The following is a 21,225-nucleotide window of genomic DNA, read 5'->3' on the forward strand; positions in this document are numbered from 1 at the left end:
GTGTAGGTTCGCTCGCCGCAAGCAACCCCGGCGAAGCGGTCACCGCGATCAGTCGGCGAGTCGCTTCCGCAGCATCGCGACCTCTTCCCGCAAGGAAACGACCGCCTCGGCGAGATCCACCGGATCGACCGTCGCGGCCCACTCCCGGATAAGTCGGGACCGCAGGCGGACGACCTCCTTCTCCGAGTCACGCACGATCGCCGCCTGGGCGTACTCCTGCGCGTCGACGGCCGCTTCCTTGCGTCGCCGGTGCTCGGCGATCTGGTCGCTGAGCAGGTCGATCTCGGGTGGCGGATCGGCAGGGCCACGAGCGGGGGAGCCAGGGCCGGGCCCGCCCCAGACGGCGTTCTTGTCGAGCAGCGGAGCCCAGATCCGGGCGTAGGCCTCGCGAACCTGCTCTTCCGTCACACCGTGTTCGCCCAGCACGCGAGTCACTCCGCCACCGGCCGACGACAACGCGGCGAGCATCTCGAGGAAGCCGTCGTGCCGTAGCACTTCGCGAACTTCGGCGGTGACCGCGAAGCCCGACTCGGTGCCCGCAGCGACGTCGGAAGCGGGCGCTTTCTCCAGCTGCCAAACGAGGACATCGCGAGAAATCCCCAAGGCGCCGGGAAGTGAATACCCGACGCCATCGTCCAAAATGGCGAGCAGGAGTTCCTCTCCACCGACCCGGTCCCGTCCCAGCCGGACGGCGTGCGCGTGCGCCCGCTCCACCAGGTTCACGCCGAACGCTCCGAAGAGGAGTCGCCGATCCGCGGGAAGGGGGCGGTGGAGAAGATGATCTCCACCGCCACCTCGAAGAACGCCGCGATCCGCAGTGCGAGGTAGAGGCTCGGGCTGTACTCGCCGCGTTCGAGATAGCCGATGGTCTGATAGTGCACGCCCAGCGCATCGGCGAGCTCGCGGCGGGAGATGCCCCGTTCCGCCCGTAGCATCGCGATCCGGTTGTAAACGACCTCGCTCATGAACTAGCCAATTCGCTGCATCGCCTTTTCCCGTCGTGCCGCCACCGAGGACCCGGACTCACGCCGCGCCATGCGCCGCAGGACGACCGGGGCCAGTGCCAATCCGATCACGGTCCACACGGTCAGTACGCCGAGGGTCTCCCATGACCGCCAAGACTGCCCGATCTCGATCATCACCGTCGAGTCCGGCAGCAGCGCCGAGCGCATGCCGAGGCCGAGCCAGTACATCGGGAACACCTGCCCGACGTACTGCAGCCATTCCGGCAGCGCGGTGATCGGGTAGAAGATCCCCGAGATCGCGCCGATCCCCAGCGTGGGCAGCATGATCAGGCCGATGCTGCGCGCGTTCGTGGTCAGCGAGCCGAAGATCGCGCCGATCGGCATGGTGGCGAGCAGGCCGAGCACCAGCACCCACAGCAGGCCCAGCCACGACGCCCATCCGCCGGGCGCGATGCCGTCGAACAGGAACAGGCTGGGGATCAGCACCAGCAGGATCCCGATGACCGTGCTGAAGGACACCGTGACGACCTTGCCGACGAGGTAGCCGATCATGCCGTTCGGCGTCGCCTTGGCGCGCAGGAGCGTGCCGTCCTCGCGTTCGACGGCGAGGATGCCCGCCATCCCGAGCATGCCGCTGAACACGATCGACGCGCCCAGCACGCTCGGCACGGTGGCGGCGCCGAGCGAGAACTCCATGCCCGGCAGTTTCGCGTCGCGCATGAAGAACATGACGACGACGAAGATCGCCGGGAAGAGGAAGGTGTTGAACAGGTCTTCGCTGTTGGTCATCATCTGGCGGGCTTCGAGCCAGCCTCGTCGGACGCCCAGTCGCACGCTGTGCTGAATCGGGTTCATCACGCACCCACCTCCGTGAGCGGGGATTCCGCCTGGCGGACCAGGGTCATGTAGGTGTCCTCCAGCGACGCCCGCCGGACCTCGAGGTCGCCGATGGCGTCCCCGTGCTGCTTGAACAGTTCGTGCACGTATTTCGTCGATTCCGTCGTCGAGTGCACGAACCGCTGGCCGTCCAGCGTCCAGCGCACCTCGGCTTCGCCGGCGATCTGCCTGCTCAGCGCGTCGGCGGAACCGTCGGCGACGATCCGGCCGTGGTTCAGGATCAGGATCCGGTCGGCCAGCTTCTCGGCCTCGTCGAGGTCGTGCGTGGTCAGCAGGATCGTCGTGTCGTCGTCATCGGTCAGCCGGTGCACGAGTTCGTGGAACTCGCGCCGCGCCTCCGGGTCCAGCCCGGCGGTCGGCTCGTCGAGGAACAGCAGTTCCGGACGGCCGACGATGCCGATCGCGACATCCAGCCTGCGCCGCTGCCCGCCCGAGAGCATCCGGACCTTCTTGTCCGCGTGCTCGGTCAGTCCGACCGCGGCGACCAGTTCGTCCGGATCCCACGGCCGCTTGATGCGGTCGGTGGAATACGGCGCGTAGTAGCCGCCGAGGTGCTCCAGCAGTTCCCGCACCCGCCACTTCGCGTGGTCACGCCAGGCCTGGAGGACGACCCCCAGCCGCGCCCTCCAGTTCTCGTCCGCGTGCGCCGGGTCGACGCCCAGCACGCTGACCTCGCCCTCCGACCGCATCCGGAAGCCTTCGAGAATCTCGATCGTCGTGGTCTTGCCCGCCCCGTTGGGCCCCAGCAGGCAGATCACCTCGCCACGGTGCGCGGTGAAGTCGACGCCGTGGAGGACGTCGTTCGTTCCGTAGCGCATCCGGAGATCTTTGACGGAGATCATCACGTCTTGTGGATCTCTCATTGGTCACCCCCATCTCAGTGCTGCGACTGAATGTAGCACATCTACTACATATGATCTGAGAGGTACTCTCGCTCCAGGTGGCCATCTACAGTGAGCGCATGTCCACGAGCACGCGTGTCCGAGCCGACGCGTGCCCCGGCGTTTTCGCCACGCACGACGCCGCGGACGGTCCGCTCGCCCGGGTGCGACTGCCTGGTGGAGCCATCACGAAAGGCCAGCTCAGGGCCCTCGCGGACGCCGCCGACGAGCTCGGCGACGGTGCTCTCCACCTGACCTCCCGCGGCAACGTCCAGCTCCGCGGCGTCACCCGTCCCGGTCTCGCGGCCAGGCTCTCCGCGGCCGGGCTCCTGCCTTCGCCGTCGCACGAGCGCGTCCGCAACATCCTCGCCTCGCCCCTGAGCGAAACCGCCCAAGAACTTGCCCAGGTGCTCGACGAGGCCCTGTGCGCCGTTCCCGAGCTGGCCGAACTCCCCGGACGTTTCCTCTTCGCCCTCGACGGCGGCCGCGGCGACGTCGCGGGGGAGGGCGCCGACGTCTGCTGGCGCGACGGCGCGCTGCTGCTCGACGGCACCGACACCGGCCTGCGCGTCACCGCGGAGCACGCCGTCGAGACGCTGATTTCGGTCGCGCGCGCTTTCCTTCGCATCAGGGGAACGGCCTGGCGGATCGGCGAACTTCCCGACACAGCACGACTTCTTCGGGACATCCCGGGCGAAAAGGAAGAACCGCGGGTCTTCGAGACGAACCCGGGCCTGCCCATCGGGCCCATCGGTGACGCCATCGGAGTCGCGCCGGTCTTCGGCCGCCTGACCACCGGACAGGCGCGCGCGATCGCGAAGGCAGGCAACGCGGTGGTGACGCCGTGGCGCTCGATCCTGGTCCTCGGCACGCTCGACGACGACGCCGGTCTGATCACCGATCCCGCCGCGCCGTCGCTCGGGATCAGCGCCTGTATCGGCCGTCCGGGCTGCGCGAAGTCGCTCGCCGACGTCCGGGCCGACGCGGCGCGGACGGGCCGGACGCCGAGGGTTCATTTCGCCGGATGTGAACGGCGGTGCGGAAAACCCGCGCGCGAGCACGTCGACGTGCTCGCTACGGAGGACGGCTATCTGGTCGACGGGGTGTTCGTCCCGGTCGGCGAGCTGACGGAGACGTTGGCGACGTTGGCGCGGAAGGGCAGTGCCGAAGTGAAGGGACAGCAGTGATCGACTACCTCCGGGACGGTGCCGAGATCTACCGGCATTCGTTCGCCACCATCCGCGAGGAGGCGGATCTCGCGATCCTGCCCGACGACGTCGCGGTGCTGGCCGTGCGGATGATCCACGCGTGCGGGATGGTCGACCTGGTCGACGACCTCCGCTACAGCCTGGACGTGGTGGAGTCCGGCCGTGCGGCGCTCGAAGCGGGCGCGCCGATCCTCTGCGACGCGAACATGATCGCGTCCGGGGTGACCCGCAAGCGTTTGCCTTCAGCCAACGAGGTGCTGTGCACGCTGTCCGATCCGAAGGTGCCGGGGCTGGCCGAGCGGATGGGCACCACCCGTTCCGCGGCCGCGCTGGAGCTCTGGCGCGACAAGCTGCCCGGATCCGTGGTGGCGATCGGCAACGCGCCCACCGCGTTGTTCCGCCTGCTGGAACTGCTCGACGAGGGGGTCGGTGCCCCGGCGGCGATCATCGGGGTCCCGGTGGGCTTCGTCGGCGCCGCCGAGTCCAAAGTGGAACTCGCCGAGCGGGCACCCGCGCCGTACCTGGTGGTGCACGGGCGACGCGGCGGCAGCGCCATGGCCGTCGCCGCGATCAACGCGATGGCGAGTGAGGTCGAATGAGCGGGCCCGGGAAACTCTGGGGTGTCGGGCTCGGGCCCGGTGACCCCGAACTGATGACGGTGAAGGCCGCGCGGCTGATCGGCGAGGCCGACGTCATCGCCTATCACAGTGCCCGGCACGGCCGGAGCATCGCGCGTTCGGTCGCCGAGCCTTACCTGCGCGACGGCCAGCTCGAAGAGAAGCTGGTCTACCCGGTCACCACCGAGACCACCGACCATCCCGGCGGCTACGAAGGCGCCATCGCCGACTTCTACGAGCTCAGCGCGAAAAGGCTCGCCGAACACCTCGACGCCGGACGGGACGTCGTCGTGCTCTGCGAAGGCGACCCGTTCTTCTACGGCTCCTACATGTACATGCACGAACGGCTCGCCGACCGCTACGAGGCGACCGTCGTGCCCGGCGTGACGTCGGTCAGTGCGGCGTCGTCGGTGCTCGGCCGTCCACTGGTGCAGCGTGACGAGGTCCTCACCATCCTGCCCGGGACCCTGCCCGCGCCGGAACTCGCGCGCCGCCTCGCCGACACGCAGGCCGCCGCGGTGCTCAAACTGGGCCGCACGTTCGGCAACGTCCGCGAGGCACTGGCCGAGGCCGGGAAGCTGGACGACGCCTTCTACATCGAACGCGCGACCTGGCAGGCGCAGCGTGTCGAGCCGTTCGCCGACGTCGACCCGGAGTCGGTGCCGTACTTCTCACTGGCGCTGTTGCCCAGCCCGGCCTACGCGTCCCGGCTCGCCGACGAACCGGAGAGCCCGCGAAAGACCGAAACGCACACCGGTGGCGAGGTCGTGGTCGTCGGTCTCGGCCCGGCGGGCCCTGGCTGGCTGACCCCCGAAGCGACCGAGGAACTGGCCGCGGCGGAACACGTCGTCGGCTACGGCCCGTATGTCGCGCGGGTACCGCAGCGCGCGGGCCAGCAGCGGCACGCGTCGGGTAACCGCGTCGAGGCCGAACGTGCCGTCGAGGCGCTGGAACTGGCCGCGAACGGCGCCAAGGTCGCGGTGGTGTCCTCGGGTGATCCCGGTGTGTTCGCGATGGCGTCGGCGGTGCTGGAGCAGCTCGCCGCCGGGCACGGCACGGGAACGCGGGTGCGGATCGTGCCGGGGGTGACCGCCGCGCAGGCGGCCGCGTCCCGGGTCGGCGCGCCGCTGGGCCACGACTACTGTGTGCTTTCGCTGTCCGATCGGCTCAAGCCGTGGGAGATCATCGAACGGCGGCTCGACGCGGCGGGCGCGGCGGATCTCGTGCTCGCGCTGTACAACCCGGCCTCCCGCACCCGGACCACGCAACTCGCGCAGGCCCGCGACGTCCTGCTCCGGCACCGCGCGCCGGAGACGCCGGTCGTCGTCGCCCGTGACGTCGGCGGTCCCGAGGAGGACGTCCGCGTGGTCACCCTCGGCACGCTCGATCCGGCGGAGGTGGACATGCGCTGCCTGCTGATCGTGGGTTCGTCGAAGACCCGTGCCGAGAACGGGATCGTCTGGACGCCCCGCAGTTACGAGTGACGGCCCAGCCCCGCGTTGCGCGCCTGCCTGACTGTCCGGTTGCGAGACGTCGGCGAACTGGCCTCGAGTGGCTCTGGGCGATGGACGACTCCCGGGCCAGGACCGGTGCCGGGAAGAGGTACTTTCCGGGGCTCGAATACGCGCCACCGTGTGGTTCGTGACTCTCTCCGTAATAAACATATAGCGCATGGGGGGACTTGCCACAAGACCCCGGTCATGCTTCAAACTCACTCGCCGTAGCCGAAACCTGGCGAAATGGGAGTCTGTGTCAACTCAGGGTCATGAAGAAGAGCTGCGGTCCGAACGCGAGTACGTCGCCGGGCTCTACACGCGCTTGGACGCCGAACGCGCGCGGGTGAAGGGGGAGTTCCAGGCCGCGCTGGGGGGAACCGGCGCGACGGCCATGGAACGCGACGTCGAGGTGCGTTCGCTGGCCAGGGAGTCGCGGCGGCTCGACGTCGTGGACAACGGCCTGTGCTTCGGCAGGCTGGACAGCGACGCGGGGGAGACCTTCCACATCGGCCGTATCGGTCTCTTCGACGAGGAAAAGGACTACGAACCGGTGCTGCTCGACTGGCGGGCACCGGCGGCACGGCCGTTCTACACCGCGACCGCCGCGACGCCGGAGAAGATGCGCCGCCGTCGCCAGTTCCACACGCACGGGCGTGCGGTGATCGGGTTCACCGACGAGGTGTTCGGCCGCCCCGGCGGGGACGCGGAAGGCGACGCGGCGCTGCTCGCGGCCGTCAACGCGCCGCGCGGTGAGGGGATGCGCGACATCGTCGCGACGATCCAGGCCGAGCAGGACGAGATCATCCGGCACGAGCACCCCGGCGTGCTGGTGATCGAGGGCGGGCCGGGTACCGGGAAGACCGTGGTGGCGCTGCACCGCGTCGCGTACCTGCTCTACACCCAGCGCGAGCGGATGGAGCGCCACGGCGTGCTCGTGGTCGGGCCGAATCCGGCGTTCCTGCACCACATCGGCCGGGTCCTGCCGTCGCTGGGCGAGACCGACGTGGTGTTCATGACCACCGGTGATTTCGTCCCCGGCAAGCACGTCACCGCCGAGGACGGCCCGGAAGTGGCACGGCTCAAGGGTTCGCTGAAGATGCTGGACGTCCTGGCCGCCGCCGTCGCCGATCGCCGGCGGTTGCCGGAGGAGCCGCTGCCGATCGACCTGTCCGACGTCACCGTCCGGATCGACGCAGAGACCGCGGAGTGGGCCAGGGACGAGGCGCGCAAGAGCGGCCTGCCGCACAACGAAGCGCGGGTGACGTTCACCGACATCGTCACCTACGTCCTGACCGAGCGGGCGATCGCGCGGATCGGCCGCGGCTGGCTGAGCCGGGACGATCGTGACGAATGGGAGAGGCTGCGGAAGGACCTGCTGAAGGAACTGGCGGAGAGCGAGACGTTCACCGCCGCGCTCGACGCGCTCTGGCCGATCCTGACGCCCGAGGGCCTGCTCGGGTCGCTCTACGCGTCACCGGAACGGCTGACGGCGGCCGGTGCCGACCAGGCGCTGCTGCGCGCCGACGGGGAAGCCTGGACGGTGTCGGACATGCCGCTGCTCGACGAACTCGTCGATCTGCTCGGCCGTGACAAAGCGGCGGAGCAGGCGGCTGAGAAGGCCGTCGAGCGGGAGAAGAGGGCCGAGGCCGAGTACGCCGAAGGTGTGCTCGACACGATGAAGCTGGACCGCGAGGAGATGGACGAGGACGTCCTGCTGTCCGCGGAAAACCTGCTCTTCGCCGACGAACTCGCCGACCGGTTCGTCGAGCACGACACGCGCAGCCTCGTCGAGCGGGCCTCGGCGGACCGGGACTGGACGTACCGGCACGTCGTGGTCGACGAGGCACAGGAACTGTCCGAAATGGACTGGCGGGTGCTGATGCGGCGCTGTCCCAACCGGTCGTTCACCGTCGTCGGCGATCTGGCGCAACGCCGGTCCGAAGCCGGGGCGCGGTCCTGGGGCGCGATGCTGGAGCCGTACGTGCCGGGCCGCTGGGTCTACCGCTCGCTGACGGTGAACTACCGGACGCCGGCGGAGATCATGGCCGTCGCGGCCTCGGTGCTCGCCGAGTTCGCGCCCGACGTCCGGGCGCCGGAGTCGGTCCGTTCCAACGGTGTCGCGCCGTGGGCGCGGAAGGTCACCGGGGATTCCCTGGCGGGGGCCATCGAGGAGTTCGTCAAGGACGAAGAGGGCCGCGAGGGCACCAGCGTGGTGATCGGGCCGCCGGGGGTGCCGGGCACGGTGCCCGCGTCGGAGACGAAGGGGCTCGAGTTCGACGCGGTGCTGGTGGTGGATCCGGTGCGGATCCTCGCCGACGGGCCACGTGGGGCGGCCGAGCTCTACGTCGCGCTCACCCGCGCCACGCAGCGGCTCGGGGTGCTCTACGGCGATGCTTTGCCGCCGGCGTTGGCGGGGCTCTAGAGAGAGCCGAAGGGGCCCTTCACCGCATCACATGCGGTGAAGGGCCCCTTCGCTGCGCCCTATGCGGGAAAGGCCCCTTCAGCTCAGCGCGTCGGGTCCTTGCCGTTCGGCTGCCTCGGGCCGGGACCCGGCGACCACCAGCCGGGGACGACCTTCTCGCCGTGGATGATCGTCGGCGCGATCCCCTCGGTGAACGGTTCGACCTGCAACAGCTGGCCCCACGACTGGCTCGGCTGACCGATCAGGTAGCTCGGCACCTCGGGTTCGGCGGCGACCTCTTCGAGCCAGCCGATCGGACCGCCGTTGGTGCTGGACGCCCAGTTCGCCTCGTCGGCCACGGCGCCCGCGGTGATCCGGTACTCGGGCATCTTCGAGATGCCGTCGTGCGAGGTCACCGGCTGCACGCACGGGTAGACGAACGACGCGGGCCAGTCGACGTACACCGGCTTGCCCGCGATCTTCTCGGTCAGCGTGGTGAACGTCGGCACGCGCGGTGCCGAGGCGGCGATCCAGCCGTCTTCGGTGAGGTCGTTGTCGACGATGTTGATCCGCACGGACGTCGTCTCGGCGGGGAGGTCGCGCAGGTTGATCCGGGTGTCGTTCCAGCCGTTGGTCCCGGCGCCCGGCGGGAGCACGAACTGGCTCCGGACGATCTTCACGCCTTCGCCGGTGTTCACGCCGTAGTCGAGGCTGACCGACGTCGGCCGCCGCGAGGCACCCGCGGTGGCGACCACGATCTGGCCGTCAGCGGGCTTCTCGGCGAGGGCGTACCAATCGCTGCGAAGCCGTCCGGCCCGCGTCTCGGGGTCGAGGAAGCTGCTCCACATCGGCACTTCGTCGGGCTTGAAACCGTGCGGCGGTTCGGCCAGCGGATCCTTGTCGTCGATCGCGCGGGTGTGGAACCCGGTCTGCACGCGGCCGTTGTCCTGTTCCGGATCGGGCAGCGGCGGCGGGGTCTGCCCGGCGGGCGGCTCCTCCTTCTTCACCGGCACCGTCCGCTGTTCGGGCTGGGCCCGCAGGATGCTGGTCGCGGCGTCCCGTTCCACCATCACGTGGTCGGAAAGGTTGCAGCTCTTGCCGGACAGATGCCCGAAGTTCGCGGCGCCGAGGCTGTAGGAACCGGCCTGGTTGTGGATCGCCCACGCCATGCTGACGAACTCGCCCCCGGCCATCAGGCCACAGACGACCACCAGCGAGAGCGATCCGAGCCGCAGCGACCGGCTCCGGCCTTCCTGCGGCCCCGCCGGCAGTCCCGGCCGGTGCGCGCGGACGTTCTCCACGAACGCGTAGATGCCGGAGATCGCGGCCGCGATGAGCAGGATCGTCGACAGCGGGATCCCGCCGATCGACGGCGCCACCCCGGTCCACTGCACCCCGAGTTTCGAGACGAACCAGAACGAGTTGGGCCCGGTCGCGGCCAGCGCGCCGACCACGAGCAGCCCGGCGAGGAACGCCGCCCGGTTCCGTCTCGACCGCAGCACCGTCGAACTGGTCGCCAGCGCGGTCAGCGCCGCCATGGCCGCGCCGACCGCGGCGAACGCGCCGAAGTGGTGCGTCCACTTGGTCGGCGTCAGCGCCAGCAGCAGGAAGAACAGCGCGACCGTGCCGATCAGGCGGCGGCTGGGGCCGAGCGCGGCGCCCGGGATCCGGCCGCGGCGCAGCAGCACCACCAGGCAGGTGCCGGTGCACAGCAACACGAGCAGGACGGGGAAGCGGCGCGGCATCGAGCCGTCCGGCAGGCTTTCGAAGAGCAACTGGTAGCGCGCGAGCTCCTGGAACCACGACAGGTTCGGGCCGACCTGGGTGCGGATCCGGGTCGCCTCCTGCACGGTGGCGAAGGTCTGGTCGGCGAAGACCACGATCAGCACCAGCAGCCCGGCGGCCAGCACCGGCGCGAGCACCGGCAGCCAGCCGTTCTCGGCGCGCTGGCGGACCAGTTTGAACAGCGGGCGGGCGGCGACCAGGAACGGCGCGACCGCGATCAGCCCGGTCGGCGTCGCGGCCAGCGTGAACCCGGCCGCGGTGAGGCCGAGGGCCAGCGGCAGCAGACGGCGCGTCACGAGCGCGCGCTCCACGGCGCAGATCGCCAGCAGCGAGCCCAGCGCGGCGACCGGTTCCGGCCGGACACCGTTGTTGAACGGCATCCACCAGACCAGGAAGACCGCGGCGGCGGCCCAGCCGGCCGCGCGGCTCGTCCGGACCTGGGTGCCGAGGCGCGGCATGACCTCGCGGCTGATCAGCAGCCAGCTCAGCACGCCGAGCACGAACGACGGGAGCCGGATCCACGGCGGCACCGTGCTGACGTGCGCCATCAACTGGAACACGTGGTAGAACCAGCCGAACGGCGCTTCGGCGACGCCGAACCAGCGGTGGTAGTTGGTCATGTAGCCGGTGTCTTCGGCGACTCTGGACATCGTGAGGATGTAGCCGTCGTCCGAGGTGACCGGGCCGATGAAGACCCACGCGCCGAGCGCGACGATCACCGTCGCGTCGCGGGCGGTCAGCCGCCACCAGCCGACCGGCGCCCAGCGGGGCGCGCGGCGGGCGAACCCGGAGTCCATCCGCCACACCGCGATCAGGCAGCCGATGAACGACAGCGCCGCGATCAGGCCGATGATCCACTTCAGCACCGTCGGCGAGGTCTGGTAGCGGGTGTCCGGGACGACCGAGACGTGCAGCCCGGCGATCGGGTCCTTGCCCGCGTTGATCGACGAGTAGATCCCGACCAGCCTCGGCCGGACGTCGCCCTCGGCGTGGAAGACCACGGTCTCGGCGACGGTCAGCGTCATCTGGTTCGCGTCGGCGACGAGTTTGATGTCGCAGTTGGGAGGAGTCGTCGACTGAGGAGGCAGCGGTTGCTGCACGATCTGCTGGCCCTGACTGGACGCGAGCAGCACGCCGTTGTCGATGCGCAGCTGCAGGCCGACGCCCTTGCCCGCACGCGGGTCGGTGCGGCCGTCGGGCACGGTCGAGAACAGCAGTGCTTGGCCCTGTGAACGCGCGTCCAGCGACCGGACGGTCGTGCACGGCAGATCGACGCGCAGGTCTTGAGCCCAGTACCCGGTCAAGGGCGCGTTGACGGAGCGGGTGTCGCCGCCCGTTGGCCAGACGACCTCCGCTGTGTCCTGCACCACCGGCAGGAAGGGGAAAGCCAACGCGCACAAGGCGGAAAGCAACCCCAGCGTGACAGCGATCAAACGCATCGGCGCAACGCTAACGGGTCTGGTCCGAACGGCTTACGCAGGGCTGCCCTTGGTCTCGGCGTCGAGCCAGGTTAAGGCGTCCTGAACCGTCGTCACGCTGGCGGTTTCGGGTCGCCGCGGCCGCCGGACGACGACCACGGGGAGGCCGAGTTCGCGGGCCGCGGTGAGCTTCGCGGCGGTCATCGCGCCGCCGCTGTCCTTCGTGACGAGCACCTCGACGCCGTGCCGTTCCATCAGCCCGCGTTCCTTGTCCACCGTGTACGGGCCGCGGTCCAGCAGGACTTCGCACCGCCTGGGGAGCCGCACCTCGGGTGGATCGACGCAGCGGATCAGGAACCACAGGTCGTCGAGCCCGGCGAAGGCGGCGAGACCTTGACGGCCGCTGGTGAGGAACACGCGTTCGCCGAGAGCCGGGAGCAGCCGCGCGGCGTGGTCGAGGTCGTCGGCCCAGTGCCACGTGTCGCCGGGCTGTTCGGTCCAGCCAGGCCGGGCGACCCTGAGCAACGGTGTGCTCGTTTCGCGCGCGGCTTCGGCCGCGTTGGCGCCGATGCGTTCGGCGAAGGGGTGGGTGGCGTCGATCAGCGCGGCGACGTCGTTCTCGGCCAGCCAGCGCGCGAGACCTTCCGGGCCGCCGAAGCCGCCGACGCGGACTTCACCGTCCGGCAGTTTCGGACGCGCGACGCGGCCCGCGAGCGACGACACGACGTGTTCGCCGCGCGCCGCCAGCTCCTTCGCCAGCTCGCGTGCTTCGCCGGTGCCGCCCAGGATGAGCACTCTCATCGGGCTACGGCGGCACGCCAGCGTTCGAGGGTGCGCAGGTTGGCGAGCGTCTCCGCCCAGGTGAGTTCGGGCGCTTGACGGTCTTCGAGGTGCGTCGCGACGTGGTCGGCTTCGCGGGCGAAGAGGCCCTGCGTCGCCTCGACTTCGATCACCTCGGGTTCCCCGCCTTCCGGCGTGAGGATGATCTGGGAGGTCTTCGGCCTGCGCATTTCGTGGATCCACGCCGGCTTCGGCACGTACAGCTGTCCTTGTGAGCCGTACACGCGGATGTGGTCGTCCTGCGTCAGCTGGAAGCCGCAAGCCAGCTGCGCGAGGATCCCGTCCGGCAGCCGCAGCAGCCCGAACGCGACCTCGTCGATGCCGTTTTCGTCGAGCCTCGCCATCCCGAGCACTTCTTCGGGCTCGACGACGTCCTGCCCGGTCGCGGCCTGCGAGACCAGCCGCGAAAGCGAGGTGCAGTAACACCCGACGTCGAAGATCCCGCCGCCGCCCAGCGCGGGATCGGTGAGCCGGGGGACGGCGAAGTTGTAGCTGAAGGCGACGTCCACGGCGCGGACCTCGCCGATGGCGCCGCCGGAGATCAGCTCGGCCAGCCGCCGGATCTGCGGATGCAGCCGGTACATGAACGCCTCCATGAGGAAGACGTCGTTGACGCGGGCCGCTTCGATGACCTTCTCGGCCTCGCTGACGGACACGGTCAGCGGTTTCTCGCACAGGATGTGCTTGCCCGCCTCGGCCGCGCGGATCGCCCATTCGCCGTGCAGCGGATGCGGCGTCGAGATGTAGACCGCGTCGACGTCCGGATCGGCGAGCAGATCCTCGTAGGAGCCGTAGCATTTCGGGATCTCGAAGCGGCTCGCGAACTCGGCGGCCCGGTCGCCGGACCGCGCGGCGACGGCTTCGAGCACGCCGTGCTTGCTCTCTTCGACGCCCGCCGCGAACTCGGCGGCGATGGTCCCGGCGGCCAGCAGGCCCCAGCGCAGGTTCTTCACAGTGACTCCGGTTGATTCGCGCGATCACGCGTGGCCGAGTACAGGAAACTGTCGGGAAACCCTTCGGCGGCAAGGACTTTCCCGACGAAGATCATCGCCGCGCGGCTGATCCCGGCTTCACGGGACTGAGCGGCGATGGTCCCGAGAGTCCCGCGCAGCACCTGCTCACCGGGCTGACTCGCCAGCGCCACCACCGCCGCGGGGCAGTCCTTTTCATAGAAGGGCAGCAATTCGTCGACTACTTGCTCGATGCGGTTGATCGCCAGATGCAGCGCGAGCGTGGTGCCGGTGCGCGCGAAGTTGGCGAGCGTTTCCCCCGATGGCATGGCCGTGGAGCGGGCCTGCGCCCGCGTGATGACCAGGCTTTGGCCGACCTCGGGCACGGTGAGCTCGCGGTTGAGCAGCGCGGCCGCGGCGGCGAACGCGGGAACACCGGGGGTGACGTCGTAGGGGACGCCGGCCGCGTCGAGACGGCGCATCTGTTCGGCGACCGCGCTGTAGATCGACGGATCCCCGGAACAGAGCCGCGCGATCTCGTGGCCGTTCCGGTGGGCCTCGACCATGCGCTCGACGATCGCGGGCAGGTCGAGGTTCGCGGTGTCGACGAGGTCCGCGTCGTCCGGGCAGTATTCCAGCAGCGCCGTCGGCGTCATGCTGCCGGGGTACAGGCAGGTTCCGCAGCGGGCGAGCAGGTCACGGCCCCGCACGGTGATGAGGTCGGCGGCGCCGGGACCGGCGCCGATGAAGTGCACGGTCAAGGTCTGCTCCGATAGCTCCACTGCGTCACGGCTCGCGCCGGGGTCCAGCCGGTGAATCCGCCCAGCGGCGCGGCCTGTTCGACCCCGACGCGGATCAGCTCGCCGCCGTGTTCGGTGTACGCGCGGGCCAGCGCCTGTTCGGATTCGAGGGTCACGCCGTGCGCGACGATCCGTGCGCCGGTCGCCAGGCAGGCGTCCAGAACACCCGGAACGGTCAACCCGCCGCCAAGGAAGATCGCGTGCGGCTTGGTCAGTCCTTCGAGTGCTTCCGGGGCCGCGCCGATCACCACGTCGAGTTCCGGGACGCCGAGCGTGTCCGCGTTCCGGGCGATCCGGGTGGCTCGCTCCGGGAGGCGTTCGATCGCGATCGCCCGGTTCAGCGGATGCGCCCGGGACCACTCGATCCCGACGCTGCCCGCGCCCGCGCCGACGTCCCACAGCAGTTCGCCGGGCGACGGCGCGAGCCTGGCCAGCGCGGACGCGCGGAGGTCGCGTTTGGTGAGCTGGCCGTCGTGCTCGAAGGCGTCGTCCGGCAGGCCGGTCAGCGGCAGCGCGGGACCGTCGGCCTCGATGGCGAACACGGTCAGCGAGCCGGGGCCGATCCGCTCGTCCGGACCGCCGAGGTCGGACAGTGCGGTGACGCGGCTCCGTCCGTATCCGCGGGCCTTCAGCAGGTCAAGCAGGTCTTCGGCGTTCGCGCCGAGGACGAGGATCTTCCGGCCCGGCGCCAGCGCCCGGCTCATCCGGCCGATCGCGCGGCCGACGACGGTGACCACCTCGGTCTCCTCCGCCGCCCAGCCGAGCCTCGCGCGGGCGAGCGTCACCGAGGAGAGCGACGGCAGGACCTCGACGTCGTAGCCGCGCCGGAGGAGCGTCGAGCCGATGCCGGACAGGAGAGGGTCGCCGCTGGCCAGCACGCAGACATGGCCCTTGCCCGCCAGGAAGTCGTCCAGGGCGGGGAGCAGGGGACTGGGCCACGGCTCGGATTTCACCTCCGAGGGCAGGTACGCGAGTTGCCTCGGCGAGCCCACGGCGATGTCCGCGCGCAGCACCGCTTCCCTGGCCTGCCCGGACAGGCCGGACCAGCCGTCGGCCCCGATCCCGACGACCGTCAGGGGTGATTTTTCGCGCACGTTCGTCACCGTAGATGAAGGTTTTCCTATGCGATGATCGGCCGGACGTCGTCGACGACAGGAGAGCTGTGAAGCCGTACCCGTTCACCGCCGTTGTGGGGATGCCGGATCTGCGCCTGGCGCTGGTGCTTTCCTCCATCTCGCCCGCCGTCGGCGGGGTGCTGGTGCGCGGGGAGAAGGGCACGGCGAAGTCGACGATGGTGCGCGCGCTGGCCGGTCTGCTGCCCGGCGTCGACGTCGTGGACGCGTGCCGGTTCTCCTGCGATCCCGTCGAACCCGACCCGGCCTGTCCGGACGGCCCGCACGCCGAGGGCTCGGCCGCGCACCGCCGTCCCGCGCGGCTGGTGGAACTGCCGGTCGGCGCGGCCGAAGACCGCGTGATCGGCTCGCTGAACCTGGAACGCGCGCTCGCCGACGGCGTGACCGACTTCCAGCCCGGTCTGCTCGCGTCGGCGCATCGTGGCCTGCTGTACGTCGACGAGGTCAACCTCCTGCACGATCACCTGGTCGACACGCTGCTCGACGCCGCCGCCATGGGGCGCGCGACCGTCGAGCGCGAAGGCGTCTCGGTGTCGCACGCCGCCCGCTTCGTCCTGATCGGCACGATGAACCCCGAGGAAGGCGAGCTGCGGCCGCAGCTGCTCGACCGGTTCGGGCTCACCGTCGAGGTCGCGTCCAGCCGGGATCCCGAACTGCGCGTCGAGGTAGTCCGGCGGCGGCTCGCCTACGAGGCGGATCCCGACGGTTTCGCCGGCCAGTACGCGGCGGCCGACGCCGGACTGGCGGCCGACATCGAGGCGGCGCAACGACTTCTGCCGTCGGTGAAGCTGCCGGACGACGCGCTGCGGCAGATCGCCGAGGTCTGCGCGTCCTTCGAGGTCGACGGGATGCGCGCGGACATCGTGACCGCGCGGACCGCCGTCGCGCACGCCGCCTGGGCCGGGCGGACCGAGGTGACCACCGAGGACGTGCGGGTCGCGGCCCGGCTCGCGCTGCCGCACCGCCGTCGCCGGAATCCCTTCGACGCGCCCGGAATCTCCGAGGAACAGCTGGAACAAGCGCTGCAGGACGCTCAGCCGGAGGACCCCGGCCCGGAGGACGACGGACCCGGCTCGGGTACCCCGCCGGAGGGCGGCGAGACCTCGGGCCCGCCCCCGTCTGAGGGCGGCCAGGAGCCTTCGGGCGGCGGCAAGAGCGGTGGTGACCAGAAGCCGGTCGGCGCCGGGGAAGCCTTTCGTGCCAGGCGTTTCGAGGTGAAGGGCACCGGAGAGGGCGCCGCCGGGCGGCGGTCGCGGGCGATCACCGACAACGGCCGGACCATCGGCGTCCAGCCCGCCGGGACCAAGGACGGCCATCCGCATCTGCTCGCGACCGTGCGCGCCGCCGCGCCGCACCAGCGTTCCCGCGGACGCAGTGGGGCCGGGCTCGTCGTGCGGCCACAGGATCTCCGGTTCGCGCGGCGGGAAGGGCGCGAGGGCAACCTGGTGCTGTTCTGCGTCGACGCGTCCGGCTCGATGGGCGCTCGCCAGCGGATGCGCGAGGTCAAGACCGCCGTGTTGTCGCTGCTGCTCGACGCCTACCAGCGCCGCGACAAGGTGGGCCTGGTGACCTTCCGCGCCTCCGGCGCCGAACTCTCGCTTCCGCCGACGATCAGTGTCGACGCGGCTGCGTCCCGTTTGGACGGTCTCGCGACCGGCGGGCGGACGCCGCTGGCCGAAGGGCTCCTGGAGGCGGCGAGAGTGCTGCGGATCGAAGCGGTCCGTGATCCGCTGCGGCGTCCGCTACTCGTCGTCGTCACCGACGGCCGCGCCACCAGCGGCGCCGACGCCGTCAAACGGGCACAGCAGGCGGCCGGGTTGCTGGCGGGGAACGTGACTTCGGTCGTGATGGACTGCGAGAGCGGGAAGATGCGCCTCGGGCTCGCCGCGGAACTGGCGGAACACCTGGGCGCGGAACACGTCCCGGTCGCCGAAGTCGCCGCCGACACGCTGGCGGGCGCCGTCCGCACCCGGATCTCCGGGAGGGCCGCGTAATGCCCCAGGGCAAACCGGAAACCGTGCCCGCCGACGGGCTCACCACCCGCCAGCGCCGCAATCGTCCTCTGCTCGCCGTGCACACGGGTGAGATGAAGGGGAAGTCCACGGCCGCCTTCGGGATGGCGTTGCGCGCCTGGAACCAGGGCTGGTCGATCGGCGTGTTCCAGTTCGTCAAGTCGGCGAAATGGCGCGTCGGCGAAGAAGCCGCGTTCCGCGCGCTCGGCAAGCTGCACGAAGACACCGGCCAGGGCGGGCCGGTGGAGTGGCACAAGATGGGCGAGGGCTGGAGTTGGGCACGCAAGTCCGGCACCGAGGAGGATCACGCCGTCAACGCCCGTGAGGGCTGGGCCGAGATCAAACGCCGTCTCGCCGCGGAGACCCACGACTTCTACGTCCTCGACGAGTTCAGTTACCTGCTCAAATGGGGCTGGCTCGAGGTGGACGACGTCGTCTCGACGCTGACCTCCCGCCCCGGTCACCAGCACGTGGTGATCACCGGCCGGTACGCGCCGCCGGAGCTGGTCGAGGCCGCGGACCTGGTCACCGAGATGACCAAGGTGAAGCATCCGATGGACGCCGGGCAAAAGGGCCAGCGAGGCATCGAATGGTGAATCGCGTGGTCATCGCCGCGCCCGGCTCCGGGCACGGCAAGACCACGATCGCCGCGGGCCTGATGGCGGCGTTGCGGGCGCGGGGACTGAAGGTGTCCGGGCACAAGGTCGGCCCCGACTTCATCGACCCGAGCTATCACGCCCTCGCGACCGGGCGGCCGCCACGCAACCTCGACCCGTTCCTGCAGGGCGAGGAGCAGCTGATCCCGTTGCTGCTGCACGGTTCCGCCGGGGCCGACATCGCGATCATCGAAGGCGTGATGGGCCTGTTCGACGGCGCGCTCGGCACCGAGGGCTACGCCTCGACGGCGCACGTCGCGCGACTGCTGGACGCTCCGGTGGTACTCGTCGTGGACGCCTCGGCCGCTTCGCGCAGTGTCGCGGCGACCGTGCTCGGGTTCGCGCAGTACGACACACGCGTCCGGCTCGCCGGCGTCATCCTCAACAAGCTGGGCTCGCAACGGCACGCGGACGAGATCGTCACCGCGCTCGAAGCGACCGGTGTCCCGCTGCTGGGAACGTTGTACCGCAACGAAGAGATCCACGCGCCGAGCCGTCATCTCGGCCTGGTCCCGGCGGCCGAACGCGCGAGTGAGTCGGAACGGCTGCTGCCGGAACTGGCCGGATGGATCAGCGAAGGCGTCGACCTCGGCGCCGTCGTCCAGGTCGCCCGCTCCGCCTCCCGCCTCTCGGGCGAGCCCTGGCGGCCCTCGCTCTCGCACGACGGCCCGCGCACGGTCGTCGCGGCCGCCGCCGGTCCGGCGTTCACCTTCCGCTACACCGAGGCCGTCGAACTGCTCGCCGCCGCCGGCGTCGACGTCGTCGAGGTGGATCCGTTGCAGGACAAGGAACTTCCCGAGGGCTGCGCCGGACTGTACTTCGGCGGCGGCTTTCCCGAGGTGCACGCCGAAGAGCTGTCGGCGAACGTCCCGCTGCGGACGGCGGTGGCGCGGGCCGTCGGCGACGGGATGCCCGTCGTGGCCGAATGCGCCGGACTGCTGTACCTGTGCCAGGACATCGACGGACTGCCGATGACCGGCGTCCTCGACGCCTCGGCCACCATGACCAAACGCGGGAAACTCGGCTACCGCAAGGCTTTCTCGCCTGCGGACACCCTGCTGGCCGTCGCGGGCCAACGCGTCACCGGCCACGAATTCCACCGCACGATCGTCGAACCCGGCAGCGGCCCGACACCCGCCTGGGGCTGGGACCGCACACCCGACGGCTTCGCGTCGGCGACGCTGCACGCGTCCTACCTGCACGTCCACTGGGCGGGCTACCCCGAACTCGCCGAGCGGTTCGCCGCCGCGGTGCACGCCCATGGCTGACTACGACCTCTGGCACCACGGCGACCGCGAGGTCGGCGAAGGGCTCGTCGACCTCGCGGTCAACGTCCGGCTCCCGGCCCCGCCCGCCTGGCTGCGCGCCGAACTGGCGGCGGCCCTGGACGACCTGGCCGCGTATCCGGACGTCACCGCCGCCGTGGAGGCGGTCGCCGCCCGGCACGCGCTGCCGAAGTCGCAGGTACTGGTGACGTCCGGTGCGGCCGAGGCTTTCACCTTGCTGGCCACGGCTTTGCGGCCGTCGCGGGCGGTGGTCGTGCATCCGCAGTTCACCGAACCCGAAGCCGCTCTGCGCGCGGCCGGTCATCCGGTGCACCGGGTCCTGTTGTCACCCGACGACGGTTTCCGGCTTCGCCCGGTCCCGGAGGACGCGGACCTGGTGTTCGTCGGGAACCCCACGAACCCGACTTCGGTACTGCACCCGGCCGCGGACCTGCTCGCCCTCGGCCGCCCGGGCCGCCTGGTCGTCGTCGACGAAGCCTTCCTCGACGCCGTCCCCGGCGAGACCGAAACCGTTGCTGGACAACCGGGTTTCGTCGTCCTCCGCAGCCTGACGAAGACCTGGGGGATCGCCGGACTGCGCGCGGGCTACGTCTTGGCTGAAGAGTCCGTTGTGGACAGTCTGCGCGCGGTGCAGCCTCCGTGGTCGGTGTCGTCGCTCGCCGCCGTCGCCGTGGTGGCGTGCTGCCGCCCGGCGGCGCTGGAGGAGGCCGAAAAGCTCGCGGTGGCGGCGGAATCGGACCGGGAGTACCTGGTTTCCGGCCTGACCGACCTGGGCGTCGACGTGCTGGGGGAGCCGCGAGGGCCGTTCGTGCTCGTGCGGCTGCCCGGCGCCGACGGTGTCCGGGAACGGCTGCGAGAGAACGGTTTCGCCGTCCGGCGTGGGGACACCTTCCCAGGGCTGGACTCGCGGTACCTCCGGATAGCCGTCCGGGACCGGGACACGGTGGACGGCTTCCTGGCAGCACTCGCCGAGGTCAGGCGGCTCCCTTCTTGAGGAGTTCGATCATCGACGAGTAGCTGCTCTGGCCGAACCCGGCGGCGATGGCCTTCTCGGTCAATTCCTTGTTCCTGAGCGGGATCTCGGCGTCCACGCCCTGCTCCTCGCTGGTGTCGACGATATGCTTGAGCGCCGTGAGATTCATTTCCAGGGAACCGAAATCGCCGGGATACTCGCCCTTGTCGATGGCGGGTGCCTCGGTCTTCAAGATCCCGTTGACCACCGAGGGCAGGAACCAGTCCACGGCGAGTTTCGTGAACTCGGTCGCCGAGACCCCCGCGCTGCCGACCAGGGCGGCCGCGTGCAGGAAACCGTTCATCGACGAGTACATCAGGCTCAGCAAAGCGGTGTTGTACAGCACCGCGAGGCCCGCGTCCGCTCCCAGGTAGGTCACGTCACCCAACGCGGACAGCGTCCCCTTGTGCGCGTCGAAGACCTCGGCGGAACCGCTGTAGAGGAACACCGAACCCGGCTGGCCGACCAGGGCCGGCGGGACCATGATGGCGCCGTCGAGGTAGCCGATCCCGCGATCTCCGGCCCAGCGCACGGTTTCGTGCGCTTCCTTCGGCGTGCCGGAGTTGAGATTCACCACCACCCGGCCACGCAGCGCTTCTTCGGCCGGTGCCAACGCGGAGTACAGGGCCTCGTAGTCGGCGAGGCAGACCACGGTCACCTCGCTCGCGGACACCGCGTCCGCGACGTCGTCCGCCTCCCGCGCGCCTTGGGCCACCAAGGGCGCGGCCTTGCCGGGGGAACGGTTCCACACGGTCACCTCGTGGCCGTGGTCGAGCAGTGCCGTCGCGAGTGCCGCACCCATCGGGCCGAGCCCGGCGACGGTGACGGCGGCTTTCTTTTCGGTCATGGGGAAAGGCTAAAGTCTCTC

The 21,225-nt window shown here is 70.4% G+C and carries 18 protein-coding genes; 8 read left to right on the forward strand and 10 right to left on the reverse strand.

What is annotated here, in order from left to right:
* Positions 1–48: 48 nt before the first annotated feature.
* Genes ACZ5IK_RS21470 through ACZ5IK_RS21485 form a run of 4 tightly spaced genes read right to left on the reverse strand, consistent with a single transcriptional unit; the run spans position 49 to position 2,725 of the window.
* Positions 49–723: a hypothetical protein gene (locus ACZ5IK_RS21470; RefSeq protein WP_465489254.1), complete on the reverse strand. Its 675-nt coding sequence runs from the start codon at positions 721–723 to the stop codon at positions 49–51.
* The gene (locus ACZ5IK_RS21475) at positions 720–965 is read right to left on the reverse strand and encodes a helix-turn-helix transcriptional regulator (RefSeq protein ID WP_101605726.1); all 246 of its coding nucleotides are present in this window, start codon (positions 963–965) and stop codon (positions 720–722) included. The genes ACZ5IK_RS21470 and ACZ5IK_RS21475 overlap by 4 nt, the downstream gene beginning before the upstream one ends.
* Before the next feature lie 3 nt (positions 966–968).
* Positions 969–1,820 (reverse strand): ABC transporter permease, encoded by an 852-nt coding sequence (locus tag ACZ5IK_RS21480; RefSeq protein ID WP_465489384.1) that lies wholly within the window; start codon positions 1,818–1,820, stop codon positions 969–971.
* A complete protein-coding gene (locus ACZ5IK_RS21485; RefSeq protein ID WP_465489255.1) occupies positions 1,820–2,725 on the reverse strand; it encodes an ABC transporter ATP-binding protein in 906 nt (301 codons plus the stop codon). The genes ACZ5IK_RS21480 and ACZ5IK_RS21485 overlap by 1 nt, the downstream gene beginning before the upstream one ends.
* 98 nt (positions 2,726–2,823) lie before the next feature.
* Between ACZ5IK_RS21485 and ACZ5IK_RS21490 the strand changes: the two genes are divergently transcribed.
* The 4 genes from ACZ5IK_RS21490 to helR all read left to right on the forward strand — a co-directional run bounded on the left by ACZ5IK_RS21490 (position 2,824) and on the right by helR (position 8,486).
* Positions 2,824–3,930 (forward strand): precorrin-3B synthase, encoded by a 1,107-nt coding sequence (locus ACZ5IK_RS21490; protein ID WP_465489256.1) that lies wholly within the window; start codon positions 2,824–2,826, stop codon positions 3,928–3,930.
* Complete coding sequence (locus ACZ5IK_RS21495; protein WP_101605730.1) at positions 3,927–4,550, forward strand: precorrin-8X methylmutase; 624 nt, start codon at positions 3,927–3,929, stop codon at positions 4,548–4,550. The genes ACZ5IK_RS21490 and ACZ5IK_RS21495 overlap by 4 nt, the downstream gene beginning before the upstream one ends.
* A complete protein-coding gene (locus ACZ5IK_RS21500; RefSeq protein WP_465489257.1) occupies positions 4,547–6,052 on the forward strand; it encodes a precorrin-2 C(20)-methyltransferase in 1,506 nt (501 codons plus the stop codon). The genes ACZ5IK_RS21495 and ACZ5IK_RS21500 overlap by 4 nt, the downstream gene beginning before the upstream one ends.
* Before the next feature lie 265 nt (positions 6,053–6,317).
* Entirely contained in the window at positions 6,318–8,486 is a 2,169-nt protein-coding gene (helR, locus tag ACZ5IK_RS21505; RefSeq protein ID WP_465489258.1) for an RNA polymerase recycling motor ATPase HelR, read from the forward strand.
* 83 nt (positions 8,487–8,569) lie between these two features.
* On the opposite strand, the gene ACZ5IK_RS21510 is transcribed toward helR, so the two are convergent.
* From ACZ5IK_RS21510 to cbiE, 5 genes are read right to left on the reverse strand one after another with little or no spacing between them, the layout of a single operon-like run.
* Positions 8,570–11,689 carry an arabinosyltransferase domain-containing protein gene (locus ACZ5IK_RS21510; protein WP_465489259.1) on the reverse strand — a complete coding sequence of 1,040 codons (3,120 nt, stop codon included), beginning with the start codon at positions 11,687–11,689 and terminating at the stop codon, positions 8,570–8,572.
* Between the two features lie 33 nt (positions 11,690–11,722).
* Complete coding sequence (locus ACZ5IK_RS21515; protein ID WP_465489260.1) at positions 11,723–12,469, reverse strand: cobalt-precorrin-6A reductase; 747 nt, start codon at positions 12,467–12,469, stop codon at positions 11,723–11,725.
* Entirely contained in the window at positions 12,466–13,461 is a 996-nt protein-coding gene (locus tag ACZ5IK_RS21520; RefSeq protein ID WP_465489261.1) for a Gfo/Idh/MocA family protein, read from the reverse strand. The genes ACZ5IK_RS21515 and ACZ5IK_RS21520 overlap by 4 nt, the downstream gene beginning before the upstream one ends.
* The gene (gene cobM, locus ACZ5IK_RS21525) at positions 13,458–14,219 is read right to left on the reverse strand and encodes a precorrin-4 C(11)-methyltransferase (protein WP_465489262.1); all 762 of its coding nucleotides are present in this window, start codon (positions 14,217–14,219) and stop codon (positions 13,458–13,460) included. Before cobM ends, ACZ5IK_RS21520 begins: the two co-directional genes overlap by 4 nt.
* The gene (gene cbiE / locus ACZ5IK_RS21530; protein WP_465489263.1) at positions 14,216–15,361 is read right to left on the reverse strand and encodes a precorrin-6y C5,15-methyltransferase (decarboxylating) subunit CbiE; all 1,146 of its coding nucleotides are present in this window, start codon (positions 15,359–15,361) and stop codon (positions 14,216–14,218) included. The genes cobM and cbiE overlap by 4 nt, the downstream gene beginning before the upstream one ends.
* A gap of 59 nt (positions 15,362–15,420) precedes the next feature.
* Here cbiE and ACZ5IK_RS21535 point away from each other — a divergent pair, with 59 nt between their 5' ends.
* From ACZ5IK_RS21535 to cobC, 4 genes are read left to right on the forward strand one after another with little or no spacing between them, the layout of a single operon-like run.
* Positions 15,421–17,385, forward strand: a complete 1,965-nt coding sequence (locus ACZ5IK_RS21535) for a putative cobaltochelatase (protein ID WP_410664780.1) — start codon at positions 15,421–15,423, stop codon at positions 17,383–17,385.
* Positions 17,385–17,999, forward strand: coding sequence for a cob(I)yrinic acid a,c-diamide adenosyltransferase (cobO, locus tag ACZ5IK_RS21540; protein WP_465489264.1), 615 nt, complete (start codon positions 17,385–17,387; stop codon positions 17,997–17,999). The genes ACZ5IK_RS21535 and cobO overlap by 1 nt, the downstream gene beginning before the upstream one ends.
* Positions 17,993–19,327 carry a cobyrinate a,c-diamide synthase gene (locus ACZ5IK_RS21545; RefSeq protein ID WP_465489265.1) on the forward strand — a complete coding sequence of 445 codons (1,335 nt, stop codon included), beginning with the start codon at positions 17,993–17,995 and terminating at the stop codon, positions 19,325–19,327. The genes cobO and ACZ5IK_RS21545 overlap by 7 nt, the downstream gene beginning before the upstream one ends.
* Positions 19,320–20,339 carry an Rv2231c family pyridoxal phosphate-dependent protein CobC gene (cobC, locus tag ACZ5IK_RS21550; protein ID WP_465489266.1) on the forward strand — a complete coding sequence of 340 codons (1,020 nt, stop codon included), beginning with the start codon at positions 19,320–19,322 and terminating at the stop codon, positions 20,337–20,339. The genes ACZ5IK_RS21545 and cobC overlap by 8 nt, the downstream gene beginning before the upstream one ends.
* Here cobC and ACZ5IK_RS21555 read toward each other — a convergent pair.
* Positions 20,320–21,204: an NAD(P)-dependent oxidoreductase gene (locus ACZ5IK_RS21555; RefSeq protein ID WP_465489267.1), complete on the reverse strand. Its 885-nt coding sequence runs from the start codon at positions 21,202–21,204 to the stop codon at positions 20,320–20,322. The two genes, cobC and ACZ5IK_RS21555, sit on opposite strands and share 20 nt — an antisense overlap.
* Positions 21,205–21,225: the final 21 nt, after the last annotated feature.

The organism is Amycolatopsis sp. NPDC031561 (assembly GCF_055580625.1).